Origin of the sequence: Paenibacillus chibensis (assembly GCF_004001045.1) — a bacterium.
GTDB classification, from domain to species: Bacteria; Bacillota; Bacilli; order Paenibacillales; family Paenibacillaceae; genus Paenibacillus_AQ; species Paenibacillus_AQ chibensis.
Window position 1 is genome coordinate 1 of record NZ_BIMK01000007.1, and the last position, 17,233, is coordinate 17,233.

Below are 17,233 nucleotides of genomic sequence, written 5' to 3' on the forward strand. Positions count from 1 at the left end.
GGGGGTTTTCCAATGTCTATTCTAAGGGGTGCACTTCACTTGCAGGCACCGGCTTTTTTGATGATGAAGCTTTTTATACTTTGGCAGCTAACAGCTCCGCCAGACGATCCGGATAATCGGTAATAATACCGTCCACACCGGCGTCAAGCAGCCTCTGCATCTCTTGAACATCGTTCACGGTAAACGGATGATACACTTTTCCAGAAGCCTTGGCGCCCTGCACGAACTCCGGTAGCACGGCATAGTGGTAGGCATGAAGCGCGTCTGCACGCAGCGTATCGGCATATTTCCACGGTTCAAAAAGGCCTTCCATGTACAGGATACCGGTACGGATCTCCGGTGCCAGCTGTTTGCATAAATACAATGAGTAGTGATTGAAGCTTGATATCACGACCCTATCTTCCATTTGAAACGCCCTTACGCGTTCGATGACCTTTTGTTCCAATCCTTCATACAAAATGACCCCGTTCTTCAGCTCGATGTTCACGATGATTCCGTGGTCCTGCACAAACTCCAGCAGCTCATCCAGCGTCGGGATGGCCTCTCCCTGGAAAACCGGATCGAATTTGCCGCCTGCATCGAGGCTCCTCAGCTCCTGCAGCGTATAATCCTTCACCCATCCGCTGCCGCTGGTCGTTCTCTCGAGGGTTTCATCATGAATCAGAACCATGTGACCGTCCTTTGTGAGCTGCACATCCGTCTCTATGCCGGTGGCTCCCTGCTCCAATGCTTTTTTAAAAGCAGCCATCGTGTTCTCAGGGCACACCTTGGAAGAGCCCCTGTGCGCAAAATTAACCACGTTTCCCAAGCCTCATTCGCCTCCCTATGTACGTACATTTCCACAGCCATTATATTCCCCGAATGTCATGCCGATGTTAACAGCCAATTTTAACGCAGATCTTGGTTCCCGTTCATCTTCTGTTAACAACTCTATTTTATCATGAAAACAGATAGAACAAAGGCTATGAATTGGAGGAGAATACTATGATCGTTTTTGACGTCATCGTGCACGGCGAAGTAAAAGAAACCATCCGCCCCATCAGCCAGCGTCTGCATGCCATGCTCGCCCGGGTCACGGAAGAAGCGCGTCGGCTCAGTCTGCTGTATGGAACGCCTGTACAGGTAAACCGCCGCATCATCTATTAATGCTAGATGGCTACCGCGTGATGTTCCTCTAAAATGGCGCGGATCCCCCGTCCGTCCCTGCGCTCGCATACCATCATGATGATGATGTGATCGTTCATCAGGCAACACTCGTATTTTTGGGCGTCTTCCTCGGGAATGCCAAGTCCGATCAACCCCACCACCAAACCATCCGTTTTAGTTCCAATCTCCGCTCCCGCCAGTTTTCTTGCCGCCGGTCCTATCACCCAGAGGATCTCCGACTGCAGCTCCATGCTGGTAATCAAATCTTTAATTTCACCAAACAGCCCCGTGTTGCCTATACCGGACTCCGGTTTTTTCAGCCCCGTATCCCGGCTGATGATCGAGAGCTCCTTTTTATTTTTTCCCAGGACGGATATATCCTTTTTCTCGTACCCCTTCTCCAAAAGCTGATAAATGGCCAAGGCGGCATCCTGTCTGGTGCGGTATACAGACAAAATAAGTTGCTTCATCCTCATCCTCCTCCTCAATCCTTTATATTTTCGTATGTAATAGCTTTACCCTTTGCCAGCGCATTAAAAAACACCCTGTCGGAATTCTAGGCCCAGAGAGTCCAAAATCTAAGCATGAACCGAAGTTCACAGGAGTAATAATGACCAGCAGGCATATCGGACCATAACGCGCAGCTGCCGGGATGAATCAGCCGCCTCTATATTGGTTAAAAGGGTATAGAGATAAAAATATGAATGGTATACATAGAAAGCTGGGGGGATTCGCTTGCTGCAAAGCAAATATTTTCGTACATGTCTGGGAGTTATTTTCGCGCTTCTGATTATTTACCTGGGCTCCAAAGTCAGTTTCATATTCAATCCGGTCGTTCTGTTGTTCAATATCATGATCGTACCGGTCATGCTTGCCGGTTTCATGTACTACCTTCTCCGCCCCATCGTAAATTTTCTTGAAAAACACCGCTGGCCGCGGCCCATCTCCATCCTGCTCATCTACCTGGTTTTTGTGGGACTCATCGTTTTGTTCTCGATTCTGGTGTGGCCGACGCTGCGCGAACAGGTCATTAATTTTGCCGATAACGCTCCCTATTTTGTGCAAGACCTCCAAAAGCAGTTTGAAAAGCTCCAGCAAAACCGCTTTATCTCCAAAATGATACCGAGCGAATCCGATCTGACGGCGAAAATCAGCGAATATCTCAACAAGCTGATCACTACGGTTACCAATTCGGTGTCGAACTTTATTTCGGTCGTCTCCAACGTCGTTGTCATTATCGCTACCGTGCCCATCGTCCTCTATTACATGCTGAAGGAAAGCAGCAAGCTGATGCCTATTCTGCTGCACCTGCTGCCGCGCAAATACCGCAAGGACGGACATGAAGCGCTGCGGGAAATCGACTCGGCGCTGAGCAATTTCATTGTGGGACGCGTCCTGCTGAATATCATCCTTGGGGCGCTCATGTACATCGGGTTTTTGATTATCGGGCTGCCATACTCGCTTCTGCTTGCACTGATCTCGATCGTTCTGAACCTGATCCCGTATGTCGGGGCCGTCATCGCTTCCGTTCCCGTCGTCATTGTCGGCTTTATCGACTCCCCTTCGACGGCGATATGGTCACTTGTGGTCATCGTGGTCGCGCAGCAGATTCAGGATAACCTGCTAACGCCGATCATCTACGGCAAACAGCTCGATATCCATCCGCTGACAACCATCGTCCTGCTCCTGATCGGCGGCGACATTTCCGGCATTCTCGGCGTGATTCTGGCCATTCCGGTCTATATGGTCGCCAAAATCATCATTGTCCGCATCTATAACCTTTTCCTATCCGAAAAAGTGGATGACATGATGGAATGAAAAAAGACGGGCTGATCAGCCCGCCTTTTTGCGCATGGTTCAGATGTTCGATAGGGTCCAATCAATTGGCTCCATGCCTTGCGATGCGAGAAAAGCGTTCGCTTTGGAGAATGGCCGGCTGCCAAAGAAACCGCGATGCGCCGACAAAGGACTGGGATGCACCGACTCGAGCACCAGATGCTTGTGGCGGTCGATGAATGCGCCTTTTTTCTGGGCATGGCTTCCCCACAAAATAAACACCACCGGCTTCTCCCGCTCGTTCAGCTTTTCGATGACCGCATCGGTAAACCGTTCCCAGCCGAGACCCTTATGCGAATTCGCCTGGCCGTCGCGCACGGTCATCACCGTGTTCAACAGCAGCACGCCTTGCTTGGCCCATGGAACCAAATATCCGTTGTTCGGAATCGGTACTCCGAGATCGCTGTGCAGCTCTTTATAGATGTTCACGAGGGATGGGGGGATTTTTACCCCAGGCAGCACGGAAAAGCTCAGCCCATGCGCCTGTCCCGGCCCGTGGTAAGGGTCCTGCCCTAAAATGACGACTTTGGTATGTTCATAGGACGTCAGCTTCAGCGCCTGAAACAAATTCTCCTTGGAAGGATAGACCGTATGTAATTTATATTCCTTGGCAAGCGCGTAGCGCAGGTCGTTAAAGTACGGCTTATCCACTTCCTCCCTCAGCTGCTCGTCCCAATCATTATCAAACATCTCTTCCATTTCTCCTCTCCGGTGTCTCTACTATAATACTATATTAACCTATTACTTTAAGGTGACCCAAGCCTTTCTTGCTTTCTCCTGGATCACCTGTGCATCGAAATAGATAACCGGAGCGAATTCCCAGGCAACATACAGCCATATCTGCAGAATGTAAAATCCTGCATGATCCATAGAAAAATGAGCTTCCCCTTAGGGAAGCTCCTGGATATTCATTATGAGATTGGCTTGTGCGGATGCATCATTTTGCAGACAGTTCACTTTCGGTTACCCATTTATGGTTCTTTACCGGCTCTCCGCCTGTCGTCGGCGTATAATCCACCATATATACAGTCGTCCGTTCAGCGGATTCGATCGTCGCTTCAGCACCTTTCATCCCTTTCATGTGATCGGATTCGAGCACCACGTGATCCCCTTTGGCAAAAGGCCTATCGCCTGCGTTCTTCAATTCCTCCTGAATTACCCATTTATGATTTTTGACGGGCTCTCCGCCCGTTGTCGGCGTATAATTGACAGCGTATACCATGGTGTCATAGGCGCCGACGATCGTCGCTGTAGCACCTTTCATACCCGGCATGTGATCCGCGCTCATCACGGCTTGGCTCCCGATCGGAAAAGCGGGATGGTCGGCCTTGCGCAGTCCCTGCGGTACCTCGCTTGAGCCCGAATGGTTCATTTCGGATTGATCCATTCCGCTATGATCCATCTCCGTATGCGAGTCATTCATGGCAGCTTGACTGTCTTGCGCGGTGCTATGATCGGCTGTACTGCTGTCTGAAGCCGCATCCTTGCTGTCGTTTCCGCAGCCGCTTAAAGCTACCATAAGCCCAATCCCCAGTACCGCGATTTGTTTCTTCATTCCATTCACTCCTCGTTAATATTGTCTGTAAATATAGTATACCCTCGATAGGTATATTACAAACAACAAAACCATAAGTTTCACATTTTCGGCACATGAAAAAGCCCCGATGGGTAGAACCCATCGGGGCTTTGCTATGTACTGGATGGCCTCAATTCATCGAGGCTAAGGATGCCGAGGACCGGGATCGAACCGGTACGGTAGTCACCTACCGCAGGATTTTAAGTCCTGTGCGCAATATATACGTTAAAAACCGCGTCACAGCGGCATTTTATTCGCATGTTACTCGTTAAATCTTCGCTAACTACACGAGGACCTCATCGTTCATTTATACGTGATGTATTTTCGTAGCCCGCGGTACTGTGCGCTTGGCCACACGCTTTATTATACGTTAGTTTGAGCGTTTCTACAATCTATGCGTCTTGCTATCGTTTTATGCGCGCCATCATCTCGTCAATACTCGCCTGATACACCGGAAATGGACGCACCCCAACGTTATATTTTTTATCACCGGTCTCCGCGATTATCCACACGTACGGGAACACTTTCTTATTCGCAGGCTGCCACGCCGCCCGTTCCCACTCGCCGGAATTGTAATACGCCTCAAATCGGTTCAACTTTTCCGCCATGTACTTATCCGTATATGTCGTCCGCTGGACCTCGATATACCACGGTGACGCTTTCCATATCGCAAACACATCCGGTTCCGGCCGCCCCTTCCCGCCAAGCTTCGGCTCGACCTCGAATACTCGCGGCACCTCTGCGTTCCGTAGCCGTCGGTACACGTCCGCGATCGCAAGGAAATGCGCCACCTTTTGCGAGTCTGGCTTCATGCGCTGCTCCTGCGGAAAGTAAACGTACTTACGCCGATCCGTCGCGCATTTAACGTGGCCGTCCCGCCGCAGCCGCTTGAGCACGAGGTTCGTCTGCGTAATGGGATGGCGTGTGTGAGCGAAGTATAATTCCGCAATGTCATCGCGCGTCAGGCATCTGAAACGTTCGAGGTCCGCCAGTATCGCTTTATCACGCGTATTCATTCGAGTACCCCCAATTCGATAATATCCGCTGGATCTTCCGCAGGTTCCGGCGCAGACTTAGATTCCTCCGCGCGTTTATACGGCTTCAACAGCTCCCGCGCGGCCTCTAACGTTAAGTGCGGCCCCTGTACGTAAGTCAGTCCGTTAAATTTAAGCACCAGGCGCCCCTTCTCATCGTTTGATATCGCGGACGCCTCGTCGCTACCGATCGCAATCCGGCTGTTTATTGCGTCTGCCTGGCGGAAGGATATGCGAACCGTTAGATTGTTCTTCAGCTTGCCGTCGAGTACGTCCGCGTCCGGCCGCTGCATCGATAGTATAAGGAATACGCCGAGCGCGCGGCCAATCGTACTTATCCGCTCTATTCCGTCCATAATACGCTTCACGCCTTTTATTAGCGCAACCTCATCGATAGCCAGCACGATATAAGGCGGCCGCTTATCCGTCGGCAAGTCGTTAATGTGCGCCACCTCAGCCGCGGCCAATAATGACCCACGACGTTTCATCTCCCGCCCTAGAAACATCAATGTGCGTTCCAAGTCGCGTTCTTCCGTTACCACTTCGCGGGCTATGCCTTTGAATACGTGAAATTCCGAGTCCTTCATGTCGGCGCAGTACAATTCGAGACGGTCGCCGCAGCTCCGTATTAGCGTCGTAAGTACCGAGCGCAGGCCCGCCGATTTGCCGCCGCCGGTCTCTCCGGATATAAGCAGATGAGGATTCCGGATCATATCGTACGTGACATCGCCAGCCCTCGATTTCCCCACGTATATCGGCAGATCCATTCCGAGTACACACTCCGCAACGGCCTCCGCGTCATAATCGAACGTGGTCAGCGGTCCATTGTAGACGCGCATCACGAATGTTCGCGCATCCTCGGCCGTCGTGATTTCCGCATATTGTCCGAACACTTGGCGGAATAGCCACGCATGCTCTACGATGACTGCCGGGTCCAGTCCTACCGGAAGCACAAACGCGGCTTCTTTTCGATCGAGATAAATGTTCACGCGCTTGACCGACGGGTACGACCGCAGCACTCGTCCTTTATATCCGATGATCTTGCGGTACAAGTCGCCGGTCCGGAATAGTCCGTTGAGATCACGCCTGAACTTTTGATCCGGCATCCCGCGCCATACGAGCCAGGCCGCCGTACTGCTTCCGCCAACTCCGATTAACTTTGCGGCCGCCGCCGTCACTCCGCTCACTACCATTCGCGCCGCTCCTTACATAATTTATTTTCCGCGTCACAACGCGATAAAAAGCCCGTATTACATATGTCGTGAAACATACGCAATTGCATACGTAAACCAGCCGTAATTACATACGTCACCAGGGCACGTGAAGGCCAAATGCGTGCCCCAACATCCGCAGCGCTATCCGCCATTGGTACAAGGCAATGCAACCGCAAATTACATACGTAGACATCCGGATAAGGACGACCCGACCTCCGTGGCCGGCACGCTCCACTTTGCGCTCGATCGCGTGTGAGACGACACCGACGACAGCCAACTGGACAAACGGAACCAAGCTAACCATATCAACACTCTCCTTTGTGTTTGTGTGATAGATACATATGTAGGTCAGCTTGGTTATCTTTCCGCATTTTTGCGGAAGTGCTCGTATAAAAATTGATAGACTCGTCCACGCTATGGATGAGGTGATCGAAATGGGACTCGGGAAAAGGCGGAGTAAGTATGGCGCATTCCTCGATCGGAGGAACATTCCGCAGGAACGAATACGCGAGATAACGAAGCTCGGCCGCGATACGCTCACACGCGTCTGTAACAATCCGTCGTACTACCCAAACGGAACATCTATGCGCAAATTGGTCGATGCCGCACGTAAACTATCCGGAGAGAACGTAAGCGCTGACGATTTCTGGCCGATGTAATGTCGTTGCTGATCTGACCGAATCGCGCTATAATTACGAATGTACGTTCGCAATAAAGGAGGCGCCACCATGCCGCCAGGAATCACCGAAGAGGATCACGCGCTCATCAAACCGTATATATTACTTCCGATCGTATTGTCGGCGTTCGAGCGCGATATCAGCGTCATCAATGCCGCGGTAAAGACACCGGAGCCTTATGCGGAGATCATAACGGCCGCAATGGACCGCGTTACATACGATTTAACGGAGCTACGGCGCGAGTTTAAGCAACGCGGCATAAAAGTTCTCGATATGCAGCGGACGGAGCGCGGGTATGAGGCGCAGTATTTGTGTCGGGGATATCAGCGGAAGTTTGCGTTATTGGACGGACTCGTGCGAGCTGAGGGCGGAATATTGATGCGGAAGTATCTCGGATTGGATACGGACAACATGGAGAAGTTGCGGTCGCTTGACGCAAAATTAGGCGGAGGCAAAATAAAAGACCGCCCATAATGAGCGGTCCTACTTGCGTTTACGGTTATAGGCCGATGTCGACTGTTTTGTGCGTCGAACTTAAAAGCTTTTCGTCAATGGTAGCCGACATGTTTGCGGCACTCTCCGGCACTTCAAAACTAATCTTCGTGGTCTTTTCGATACCGGGATTAACATTAACCAATGACGCACCAGGTACGCTATCATACACGCGGCCATTGTCATCCCGCAACTTAAACTGTTCGGAATATAAATCATCGGATTTACTCGATTCGTTTTTCGCCGTTACGCTCAGGACCACCGTGTTCCCATTTCGCTCAGCATTCGTAATCTTAACGCTAAACGGTCCGACCGTGACGTTATCGCCAACCTTCGGGACTACATTCAGCGCAACATAAGGATCGTCCGACGCACCATCATCTTTACCTAATCCTAATGCTAACACGACTATCATAACTACGATACATACCCCAAAAATTCCAATTATATATTTGATAGTCCTATTACTATTGCTTGAAATTTCCGTTTGTTTATTTTCAGCTTCAGACATAATATACATCCCTCCGGTATCCCCTAAATAATACCACTAGATTCGTTTACGCGTCCACAAAAAGAAAAGGCGCCCACCAACGAAATCCCTACGTTTTCATACGCAGAAACTCGCCGATGGGCGCATTTATTATTCAGTTTTGTCTTCGTTATTTTTAGCACCGGCTGCATCGCTAATTCCTTCCGCCAGTATATACGCAACACATGCGCCGACAGCCGCAATAATTCCCGTAACCTGCAGCGTCGTATTCTCGCCGGCTCCAGCCGCTGTTAATACCGATGTTGCCAGCGCAGCCAATAGCGCCCAAAACTTACGCGATGCTAATTTCCGTTTCATTACGCGACACCCCTTTCGTTAAAGAATCCACGCCGATAGAGCACGGTAATCAGTCGGTAGAAGTCGTATGAGCCGCCGGCCGTCGTATCGATCACGCCCGCACGTTTGGCAGCATCGCACGCATCGACAGCCCATACCGGAATGGCCGCCATCTTTGCGTTGCTCTCAAGTGTTGTGATCTTCTTAGCCTGCGCCTCAACCATTTCCTGCAGACACTTAAACGCAGCCTTTTCCTCCGCTGTCATTTCGCATTCCTCCTCGTTTTTAAATAACGCGTAAACCGCATCTATTTGCGCCTGAGTCGGTCGTTTGCCTGCGCGGATCTGCGCGCAAGTGAATCCGAACATCATCTCGAAGTGCGGATAATCCTTGAACGAATACCAATCGCCGCCCCACGCAAAGCCGAGCGCCTTCGCTTCCGCAACAACTTCGTACCAGTCAGCTGTTCCGCTGCAGTTACCGTCGCGCTTCATGTCCCAGGACACCGATTTCCCATCCGGCATTAGTAACGCGAAGTCAATCGCCATACCGAAGTTGTGATTTGAGTATCCACCCTTTGCGTTGGTTACGATCGCCCCCGGCTTCGTCCGTCCCTGCGCGTATAAAGCGTCCTGCTCCGCAATGGTCCGAAGTCCTTGCGTAATGACGATCGGAACACCGCGGTTATAGCAGCGAATAATTAGCGCCTCGGCTGCCGCTTTAACGACGGGAAAAAGTCCGGTCAGTTTAGACGCGGACTTCGAACGTACGTATTCAAGTGTTAACGTCATTCTTGCGTCACTCCTTTCCGTGAACTACCGATTTGATATCGCGGACATCAAGCGCCAGTGATTCGTACCGACTCGCGAGCGTTTCGAACTGATCCGTCAATCCCTCCGCCAACTTCATGAGGCGGTCTTCCCTTTCGCGCGCATCTGTATTCATGCGTTCTTCGCGCGCAACGGCTTCCGAGTGCATCCGATCGCGTTCCGCCTTGGCGTCCGCACTAAGGCGTTCCTCTCGCGCTTTCGATTCGTCTTGCATTCGGCGCATCTCGCGCCAAAGTATATATCCGATGATGACGGTCAGCAGCGCAAATATGCCATTCTTAGCCGCTACGTCTAATAGCGTTTGTTCCACGTTGGACCCTCCGCCCTCCCTAAGCGTAAAAAGCCCCCGGACCACTCCCGAGGGCATAAAAATAGCGCTCCGTATTTTACGGGCGCTTCTTAGGCTATATATTCGATGTTTGTGATCTGCTTATATTGCTCGGCCGAAATCATCTTGGCGACGACGAAGGTTTTTAGGCTCTCGTCTGTATATGCCGGATGTCCGTTGTCGTAAAAGCGTTTAACCGTTGAATACCACATTATGCAGCACCTCCTTTCAGCATTGCGACTTCAAGCAACAGATTGCCCACGGTATCCTCCAGCTGCATGATTGTGGCCTTATCCATGGCACTTTCCATCAGCAGGTTTCCAAGGTCAGCACCCATTTGCTCAGTTTGCTTCTGCGGGTCCTTGTCCTCGTTAACAAAATTGATCGTTGAATCTTTGATGTCAATATATTGCATTAGCCAACGCCTCCCAATATTTTATTTATCTTAACGTTATCAGACGTTGAAGATCGTTTCATAGTCAACCGGATTTCAGCAGGGCCGGATGCCGTCAACGCCTTAACGAATTGATCCTCATTCCCGGCGGTCGTCTTGTCCATCGTCTGACCGTTCAGAGCAGCTGACACGGTTAATCCGGCGTCATGCTGTACCCACGTCACGGCTTCGTCGGTGTCCTTGAGTTTAAAGCGGATGTCGTTTTCTGTGATTGGTGTTTCACTCCCTTTCACCCAACGGCCATAGAATGCTATCTTTTGCGAAGTTTTGCATACAAAAGGTGGTTGCTCGAAGTCTAATGTGAAATCAAGCAAGGCGCTAGTGGTAGTTGGGTATGTGCTGCCCGCTATTACGTCTGATACAATCCAATTCTTCCCGTCGTAAGAAGCTTGTTTCATGCCACCTCCAACAGAACCAACATTAAACACGATAAAAACTTTGTTGTTTTTGTTAACTGTTAGGGATGGGTACCACATCGAAACAGTATTCCCATTTGTTATCTTCTGCGCCGTCGACCAAGAAACTCCGCCATTGTCAGAATAAGAAATAAAGATGTTGTACGCGCTCGAATCAGTGCTATCTGACCCTTGCCAAGCAACCCATATCCGACCGTTTGCAAGGCCGTTAATGCTTTTAGGCACGAATGCGACGGATGGATATGCTATTGGATAATCACCCGGTGTATAAATGTTTCTATATCCCCATGACCCCGAATCTAGGGTTAGGGAACGTACATAGTTTGCATTCACTGTGACGAATCGCGCAAAAATCTGAGGCGAACCATCAGCGGTCAATACCACGGATGGAAGATTCCAATTTGCTGTAGCTACGCCTTCTGGGGTCACTTGTTGTGCAGCACCCCACGTTACGTCCCATAAGTTGTTGATAGTTCCTTTTGCATATCGAATATTAAAGCTATTCGGATAAGAACTGTTTTTAGACGTCCATACCGCGTGTATTTCGGTTCCGGCTTCGTTAATAACTAGGGACGCGCCGCTGCTAAATTCGGTTTGTGCGGAGTCTGGATATCTTATATTACTTATGGCGCCTGTTAGTGCGTCTATTGTAACAGAAGCGCATTGCGCGGTTTTGCTGTTGTTTATTTGAAGTACGAATATTCGTGTTCCAAACGATGCAAGATAACTCTCTTCGTATCCGAATGTTAATACTACTAGTTGGGTGAACGTATTTCCGTCATCTTTACTAACCATGATTGATGTGTTACCAGAGCCGGGAAGGTATGCACACGTAACAAGCCAATTATTACTTAACCTTACCAGCTTGCGTCCGTTACCATTTATAGTATAGGTGGAACCTGAAATTACTGTAGAATCCGCTACGTTTATATTAACCTGCGTACTCCACCCGCCAAACTTAGCGCACTTATTAACTGTATCTATCACGGCAGACGTTCGCGCCACACTCGCCTTTGCTTTATACGCTCTAGCTAATGCTGGAATAGTCAACGTGCTGCCGCTGATAGATGTGATCGTCATACGCTCGATGTTCACGTCATCAAAAATCGTGACCTCCATGCCAGCAGCTAAGCCAGTAACGGACTCTACTGGGATGGAAATCGCACCTACAGATAACGCGGCAGTTGTGACCGTCTTTGTCGTGTCGATCGTCATACCGAAAGAATCTGCAAAGTTGCTGCCGAAGGTGACTCCGCTCGGTACCCGTTTGGACGCTTCCAGCTGAAGGTTGAGGTTCGCCAGCTCGCGCTCCAAGCCCCGAATATCTTGTTTAGATTCCTGCTGTATCTGCACCTTGGTAAATGCTATCTGAGTATCGGCATATGATTTTGAGTTTGATTCAGCCGTAACCGCTCGATCATTAGCAGTCTTCACAGCCTTCTCCGTCGCCGCCACATCTTCCCGCGTCCCGTCCGTTGCATTTGACAGCATCGTAATCCCTTTTTTCGTCAAACTCGCGTCAGGCACCGTCACGTCCGCAAGTGCCGCCTTAACGTTCGTATCCACCGCCTGGGCCAGCGCATTCATGTCCCGCGGCACGTCCGCCGTGGCGTTCGCGTCCACTAGCGGCAGTTTTAAATTTGGTGTATTCGCCATTCTTACGTCATCCCCCGATTATATAATTCAGCGTAGGTTTTGCCGGTTTCCGCCACCTGCGCGTAAGTCTTTCCGCTCGCTTTAAGTTCCGCGTACGTGTAGAAACGGAACACGTAATCAATCGCCATATGCGCCGGTGCAATATCGCGTACGGCCGCCTTAAGCGCGTCGATCTGCGCCGGCACGCCCATCGAACTCACGAACGTAATCACGATCGTATATTCGGCGGCCTTGTTCGTAACCGCAACCTCCCCGTTCGCATACGCTGACGCCACGTTCTTAATGAGTTCCGCGTCCACCTTACCGACGCCGCGCAGCTTGCCGAGCAGGATCTCGCGCCGCTGTTCGTACGATTTCGATGGGTCAGTCGTAACGCCGAAAATGCGCTCCCATGACGCAAGCCCCCACGTTGCTGTTTCGATAAAGAATTGCGCCAGCACGTCGTCAATGCTTGCGTTAAGCCGCGCCAACTCTTCGGCCTCGCGATCGAGAATGTTATCCGCGGCCTCGATACCTTCATAGTATTTCGGCAGGTAATCGTGCATGTCGCGCTTAATTTCGCTTAGTGTCCGCATTACGTAATCGTCACCGTCCCGAGCACCGCGACCTCGCCGTCCGCAATTGCGACGTTGCCGGTGCCGCCGTTTATCGTCAGGTTGCGATAGTCAACGATTGGCGGAATATCGAGCAGGATGTTCGCGATACGTGTGATCCTAACGAGTGGGTCCGCAAATGCGAGCGACTTAAGGTACGCCCGAACTCCGTCTTCGACTTGCTTTTGGACATCCGCAGGAGCCTTCGAGTCGCCGTCTTCGCTGATAAATTCGACTTGGTCTTCCCACAATGTCACTCCTTCAATTAAGTTGTGTGGTCGACCTGTCCAAAGTTCAATCGGCTGGATTCCATCCCAATAAAACGGCAGCTCCACCCACGTCCAATCCGTGCTTAACTGTCTCGGAGAAAACATAAGCTCATCATCCGTTGGAGTTCCGGAGCCTTGATATCGTTCGAACGGCGTTAATGTCTGCGGATTTTGCATGGACAGGACGAAGAACTTAGTAGTCGATGTGGTGTCGCTCACCTTAACGCGGGCACGAATTTTATATTGCCCGGCCTTCCCGAGCATGTTCGCGAGCGTTTCGCCGCTAATCGTCGCCTTACTGTTTCCGTTCGTCACGTACGTAAATTTGACGCATCTTCCGCCGCTTGCCCCCGCCTGAGTATCGTCAATGCTGCCGCCATAACCGCTATTGACCGTTAATGCCTCCGCTTCAATGGCCGATTTGACCCTCGGCGTAAATACCGACGAATAGCCTGGCGCCCAGTCTACGTCTACGTTTACGTTGATGGCGACTTCCTTCGCGCCGACGACCGTAGCGATTGCGCCAATCGGGGCCGCGCCTTGACCAGTGCCGTCCTGTGTGGGATCGATATACGTTTGTGCCGCGGTTACGACCGAAGCATCCGGCGCGGTCTTATCGTCGTCCAAGAGTACGACTTTAACGGTGCCGGGTCCGTTCCATATCGGATACACTTTCGCGTCACTAACGCCGGGTATCTCAAGCGCCCATTGGCGGTATTGATTCGAGTTGCCCGAAGTAGCCGGGCGCCGAGCACGTTCGATGTATCGCGCCAATAACGACGCATCGGATTCAGAGTCGACGCCTCCCTCGAAATTGACCGTGTTTGTTACCGCAACTATGCCGACAAGATCGCCGAGCAGCGTATTGACCAATCCGATACCGACGTTTCCGGCCGCGCTTGCCTCCTGCGCATCTGCCGCCACGGTTGCGGTACCGCCTGCTATGATTGCGGCCGCCTTGGTCACGAAATAAACCGGAGAGTCGCCGCCAGTGCTTGCGAGTGTACCCGCCGGAATCACAGTCCCATCAGGACCGGCAAACGTTAATGTACCGAATGCTTTTACCGCAGGCTTGCGTGTCAGGCCGTACTCAGCCGCGCGTTTATCGAGGTATTCTCCCGCCGTCGTATCTGCGAATCCGAGCTGCAGCACGGTGTCCAAGCCTGCGTAAGCAAGCGATAGTTCGATCGCGGCTGGCGTGAGCAAGTCGTTTGTGACCGAACCCTGCCGCTTATCAATATCGGAGGGCGACGCGTCCAGCATCCGGTCGAGTATCGCGGCGGACGTTTGTTGTTCATACGCCATTAAATCGTCACCTCCATCGGGATAGTTTCGTCCGCAACGTCAACGTAAAAAGACACGTAAAGGCGGTCGCCCTCGCGTGTCAATTCGAATCCATATACGGAATCTATGCGATCATCGTAAATCAGCGCTTCCTCTATTACTCGTGGCACTTCCGTTTCGAGCAGATCCGTCGTGACGTCTTGGCCGATTAGATCATCGAGTTCGCTGCCGTAATCGTCGTCGTAAATCGCGAATCGGAACCGCGCCGTTTTGATCGCTTTATAAATGAACTGTTTAACCGCATCCTGACCGTCAACGTGGCCGCCAAGCTCGCCGACATCGATGTTAAGTGCGTACGTCTTCAGCGGCTGCTCGATCGGGTCTGTTACGATGATATCCGCGCTGTCTTCCTCCGGAACAAGTGGACTAAGCGCCATCGCTATCGCCTCCTATGCGGTCCAGGATTGCGTACCCCTGTCCGTTTTTAAACGACGCAACAATGACGCGGTCGCCCGCCTTCAGAGCGTTTTCAAACTCGATATCGACCGGAGTTGCGCCGTCGATGCGGGCCTTTCGCGTATGCTTAACGAGTGATTCGGCAACAACGAAATCGTCCGCGTCCAGTTCAATCGGCATGTTATCGATTTTGATTCGCAGGGACGGAGGCTCTGCGGTGACGGTCGCAAACTCGATGTCTACGTCCTTGTTGTATCCGACCTGCTTTATTAACCCTCTTAACTGACTAACACTAGAGCCTTCTATAAGCTCGACCGCCATCACTTACCTCCGTTCTGCTTTTTGATTGTATTTATTAGCTGCGTAACCGGATCATTTCCGCCTTTTTTGGTTTTCTTCGGCTTGGTGGTCATTTTGGCGTTCTTTTTCTTTTTCTTGGCGGCTTCCTTTTTCTCCGAGTCTGCTTCGTAATCAAGCTTCGGCAGGTCGTCCGTTTTGGATAACGTAACGCTCATCGTGTGGGCGCCGTTCTCGAACGTATGAGTATCCGCGTTAACATAAAAGCCGCCGACCAGGTCCGTCATGCTCTCGAAAGCATATACGGCAGACCCAGCGACGACTTCCGTTATTCCTAGCGCCTCAACCGTTACCTCCTCGTTTACCTTAGCGAGTTCCTTAAGGCGCGTTTTGGCGAGTTGTTCAATTTGCGATTTGTTAAGCTTAGAATCCGCCTGCTCTAAGTGCTGCATCAACCCGTACTTTGCGGCCATTGCTGCATCCCTTGCAGACGCGGTAATCGGCTTATCCTCGTCATCTCCGCCCAAGACTTTAACGGCCGTGCGCATGTCCTCGATGGATCGCGACCGGTTTGCGGATATGATGTTAACGCCGTCCTCGATCATCCAGCGTACGATTTCGTCTTTCTTCTCGCGAAGGAACAACTTGCCCTCACGAGCATATACGAAGAACTTCCGGCCGTTTTGCTTTCGTGTCTCCGTCAGCGCCGTGACAATCATGTCCCACAAGTCCATATTGCGCAGGATCATTTTCGGGATGACGTAGCCGGTCGACGCGATCGTTCCCGTCGGAATCTCGAACGCTTTGCAAATCTCCTTAACGATGGCACCCGCCGTCATGCCGACGAACTTACGAGTATCAGCGTTCTTCGTGAGATACACGTTTTCATCATACGCGGTAATCGTAGCGCTCCCCTTATCGTCGATATCGTACGTAAAGATGATGCCGCGGAACAGCCCGACGTTGTCCGCATAGAATCGGATTTCTTTGCCGACCTCGAACGCAAGCGCCTGTTCCTCACCGTTCAGCGTGTTGGATAGCGTTAAGGTTAGCGTGCGGAAAGGCTGCGCAACGTCTCCGGACCATTCCGCGCGAACGACGAGCTGTTCAACGTAATATTTTCCGTCATAAAGTACGACTATCTTCGCCACTACGGAATCACCAACTTCATGCCCGGTTTGATCACGTTTGGATTCGCGCCGATTACCTTTTTGTTTTTATCGTAAATCTTGCGCCAGTCATCGCCTTTTCCGTAGAGGCTGGCCGCGATCTTAAATAGCGAGTCTCCGGATTTTACGACGTAAGATTTCGGCGGCGCCTCGCGCGTGCTCGGCCGTTGTGCAGCCGACTGCAACTTCGGTAATGTTGCGCCACCGCTGCCAGAAACCGCGCCGTTCTTTCCGTCGGACTTCCGCGGAATCGTGATAAAAACGTATTCCTTCAGCTCCAGCGTGTAGTAAATATCGCCCGGTTCGCCGCCGCGCTCTTCGTAATCAAATGAACGGATAGTGACCGCAATATTGACTGGCGTTCCTGTGACGATGAAACGGACGGGCTTACCGGTGTTCTTCCAACTTTCGATAAGTTCGACGCACTCCCACGGGTCCGGTATATCATCGTAAGAACAGTAGGAGGCGTTATAGTCGCGCGGAAATAAAGAAGACACCGTAATCTCTCTTTGACGAGCGCCGCCTGAAACGGTGTATTCGCCAAGATTTGAGATTTCGATGTCTTCGTATCCAAACGTAGAGCTTACGGACAGGGACTCCGGATTTACCGGAAGCCATAGCGTTTCCGCTCCGTTGTTATATTTGAGCCAAAACTGCGGCTTTTCTTGCGCCATATATTC

Annotated in this window: 23 protein-coding genes and 1 tRNA gene; 4 read left to right on the forward strand and 20 right to left on the reverse strand. The window is 51.3% G+C overall.

All coding sequences use genetic code 11. The features are described from left to right. Window positions 1-73: 73 nt before the first annotated feature. Window positions 74-808, reverse strand: coding sequence for a glycerophosphodiester phosphodiesterase (locus PCH05_RS06480; protein ID WP_127601563.1), 735 nt, complete (start codon window positions 806-808; stop codon window positions 74-76). 176 nt (window positions 809-984) lie between these two features. Here PCH05_RS06480 and PCH05_RS06485 point away from each other — a divergent pair, with 176 nt between their 5' ends. After that, entirely contained in the window at window positions 985-1,146 is a 162-nt protein-coding gene (locus PCH05_RS06485) for a mechanosensitive ion channel protein MscL (RefSeq protein ID WP_127601564.1), read from the forward strand. 2 nt (window positions 1,147-1,148) lie between these two features. Here PCH05_RS06485 and PCH05_RS06490 read toward each other — a convergent pair whose 3' ends face one another. Further along, window positions 1,149-1,616, reverse strand: a complete 468-nt coding sequence (locus tag PCH05_RS06490; protein ID WP_164766563.1) for a general stress protein — start codon at window positions 1,614-1,616, stop codon at window positions 1,149-1,151. Window positions 1,617-1,881: 265 nt separating this feature from the next. On the opposite strand from PCH05_RS06490, the gene PCH05_RS06495 reads away from it, so the two are divergent. After that, a complete protein-coding gene (locus PCH05_RS06495) occupies window positions 1,882-2,964 on the forward strand; it encodes an AI-2E family transporter (RefSeq protein WP_127601566.1) in 1,083 nt (360 codons plus the stop codon). A gap of 39 nt (window positions 2,965-3,003) precedes the next feature. On the opposite strand, the gene PCH05_RS06500 is transcribed toward PCH05_RS06495, so the two are convergent. From PCH05_RS06500 to PCH05_RS06515, 5 genes are all read right to left on the reverse strand, one after another. Next, the gene (locus PCH05_RS06500) at window positions 3,004-3,672 is read right to left on the reverse strand and encodes a uracil-DNA glycosylase (RefSeq protein WP_127601567.1); all 669 of its coding nucleotides are present in this window, start codon (window positions 3,670-3,672) and stop codon (window positions 3,004-3,006) included. 247 nt (window positions 3,673-3,919) lie between these two features. Further along, window positions 3,920-4,537 carry a YdhK family protein gene (locus PCH05_RS06505; RefSeq protein WP_127601568.1) on the reverse strand — a complete coding sequence of 206 codons (618 nt, stop codon included), beginning with the start codon at window positions 4,535-4,537 and terminating at the stop codon, window positions 3,920-3,922. A gap of 172 nt (window positions 4,538-4,709) precedes the next feature. Further along, window positions 4,710-4,805 (reverse strand) — tRNA-Leu (locus PCH05_RS27205). Window positions 4,806-4,962: 157 nt separating this feature from the next. Continuing rightward, entirely contained in the window at window positions 4,963-5,574 is a 612-nt protein-coding gene (locus PCH05_RS06510) for a replication-relaxation family protein (RefSeq protein ID WP_127601569.1), read from the reverse strand. Further along, window positions 5,571-6,785 (reverse strand): FtsK/SpoIIIE domain-containing protein, encoded by a 1,215-nt coding sequence (locus PCH05_RS06515; RefSeq protein ID WP_127601570.1) that lies wholly within the window; start codon window positions 6,783-6,785, stop codon window positions 5,571-5,573. The genes PCH05_RS06510 and PCH05_RS06515 overlap by 4 nt, the downstream gene beginning before the upstream one ends. Window positions 6,786-7,222: 437 nt before the next feature. Between PCH05_RS06515 and PCH05_RS06520 the strand changes: the two genes are divergently transcribed. Further along, complete coding sequence (locus PCH05_RS06520) at window positions 7,223-7,465, forward strand: transcriptional regulator (RefSeq protein ID WP_127601571.1); 243 nt, start codon at window positions 7,223-7,225, stop codon at window positions 7,463-7,465. A gap of 69 nt (window positions 7,466-7,534) precedes the next feature. Beyond that, window positions 7,535-7,957, forward strand: coding sequence for a YhjD family protein (locus PCH05_RS06525; RefSeq protein WP_127601572.1), 423 nt, complete (start codon window positions 7,535-7,537; stop codon window positions 7,955-7,957). A gap of 25 nt (window positions 7,958-7,982) precedes the next feature. On the opposite strand, the gene PCH05_RS06530 is transcribed toward PCH05_RS06525, so the two are convergent. From PCH05_RS06530 to PCH05_RS06590, 13 genes are all read right to left on the reverse strand, one after another. Continuing rightward, window positions 7,983-8,486: a DUF4352 domain-containing protein gene (locus PCH05_RS06530; RefSeq protein ID WP_164766564.1), complete on the reverse strand. Its 504-nt coding sequence runs from the start codon at window positions 8,484-8,486 to the stop codon at window positions 7,983-7,985. A 129-nt stretch (window positions 8,487-8,615) separates the two neighbouring features. Continuing rightward, window positions 8,616-8,822: a hypothetical protein gene (locus PCH05_RS06535; RefSeq protein WP_127601574.1), complete on the reverse strand. Its 207-nt coding sequence runs from the start codon at window positions 8,820-8,822 to the stop codon at window positions 8,616-8,618. Beyond that, a complete protein-coding gene (locus tag PCH05_RS06540) occupies window positions 8,822-9,592 on the reverse strand; it encodes a M15 family metallopeptidase (RefSeq protein WP_127601575.1) in 771 nt (256 codons plus the stop codon). The genes PCH05_RS06535 and PCH05_RS06540 overlap by 1 nt, the downstream gene beginning before the upstream one ends. A gap of 7 nt (window positions 9,593-9,599) precedes the next feature. Continuing rightward, window positions 9,600-9,941, reverse strand: a complete 342-nt coding sequence (locus PCH05_RS06545) for a BhlA/UviB family holin-like peptide (RefSeq protein WP_164766565.1) — start codon at window positions 9,939-9,941, stop codon at window positions 9,600-9,602. A gap of 89 nt (window positions 9,942-10,030) precedes the next feature. After that, entirely contained in the window at window positions 10,031-10,171 is a 141-nt protein-coding gene (locus PCH05_RS06550) for an XkdX family protein (protein WP_174806234.1), read from the reverse strand. Continuing rightward, the gene (locus tag PCH05_RS06555; RefSeq protein ID WP_127601578.1) at window positions 10,171-10,374 is read right to left on the reverse strand and encodes a hypothetical protein; all 204 of its coding nucleotides are present in this window, start codon (window positions 10,372-10,374) and stop codon (window positions 10,171-10,173) included. The genes PCH05_RS06550 and PCH05_RS06555 overlap by 1 nt, the downstream gene beginning before the upstream one ends. Next, window positions 10,374-12,485 carry a tail fiber protein gene (locus tag PCH05_RS06560; protein WP_127601579.1) on the reverse strand — a complete coding sequence of 704 codons (2,112 nt, stop codon included), beginning with the start codon at window positions 12,483-12,485 and terminating at the stop codon, window positions 10,374-10,376. The genes PCH05_RS06555 and PCH05_RS06560 overlap by 1 nt, the downstream gene beginning before the upstream one ends. Before the next feature lie 2 nt (window positions 12,486-12,487). Then, window positions 12,488-13,060: a YmfQ family protein gene (locus PCH05_RS06565; RefSeq protein ID WP_127601580.1), complete on the reverse strand. Its 573-nt coding sequence runs from the start codon at window positions 13,058-13,060 to the stop codon at window positions 12,488-12,490. Continuing rightward, window positions 13,060-14,652 (reverse strand): baseplate J/gp47 family protein, encoded by a 1,593-nt coding sequence (locus PCH05_RS27995; protein ID WP_307719511.1) that lies wholly within the window; start codon window positions 14,650-14,652, stop codon window positions 13,060-13,062. The genes PCH05_RS06565 and PCH05_RS27995 overlap by 1 nt, the downstream gene beginning before the upstream one ends. Next, window positions 14,652-15,068: a DUF2634 domain-containing protein gene (locus PCH05_RS06575; RefSeq protein WP_127601581.1), complete on the reverse strand. Its 417-nt coding sequence runs from the start codon at window positions 15,066-15,068 to the stop codon at window positions 14,652-14,654. The genes PCH05_RS27995 and PCH05_RS06575 overlap by 1 nt, the downstream gene beginning before the upstream one ends. Continuing rightward, entirely contained in the window at window positions 15,058-15,408 is a 351-nt protein-coding gene (locus PCH05_RS06580) for a DUF2577 domain-containing protein (protein WP_127601582.1), read from the reverse strand. Before PCH05_RS06580 ends, PCH05_RS06575 begins: the two co-directional genes overlap by 11 nt. After that, window positions 15,408-16,535, reverse strand: a complete 1,128-nt coding sequence (locus tag PCH05_RS06585; RefSeq protein WP_174806235.1) for an XkdQ/YqbQ family protein — start codon at window positions 16,533-16,535, stop codon at window positions 15,408-15,410. The genes PCH05_RS06580 and PCH05_RS06585 overlap by 1 nt, the downstream gene beginning before the upstream one ends. Then, complete coding sequence (locus PCH05_RS06590; RefSeq protein ID WP_127601583.1) at window positions 16,535-17,227, reverse strand: LysM peptidoglycan-binding domain-containing protein; 693 nt, start codon at window positions 17,225-17,227, stop codon at window positions 16,535-16,537. Before PCH05_RS06590 ends, PCH05_RS06585 begins: the two co-directional genes overlap by 1 nt. Window positions 17,228-17,233 lie beyond the last annotated feature (6 nt).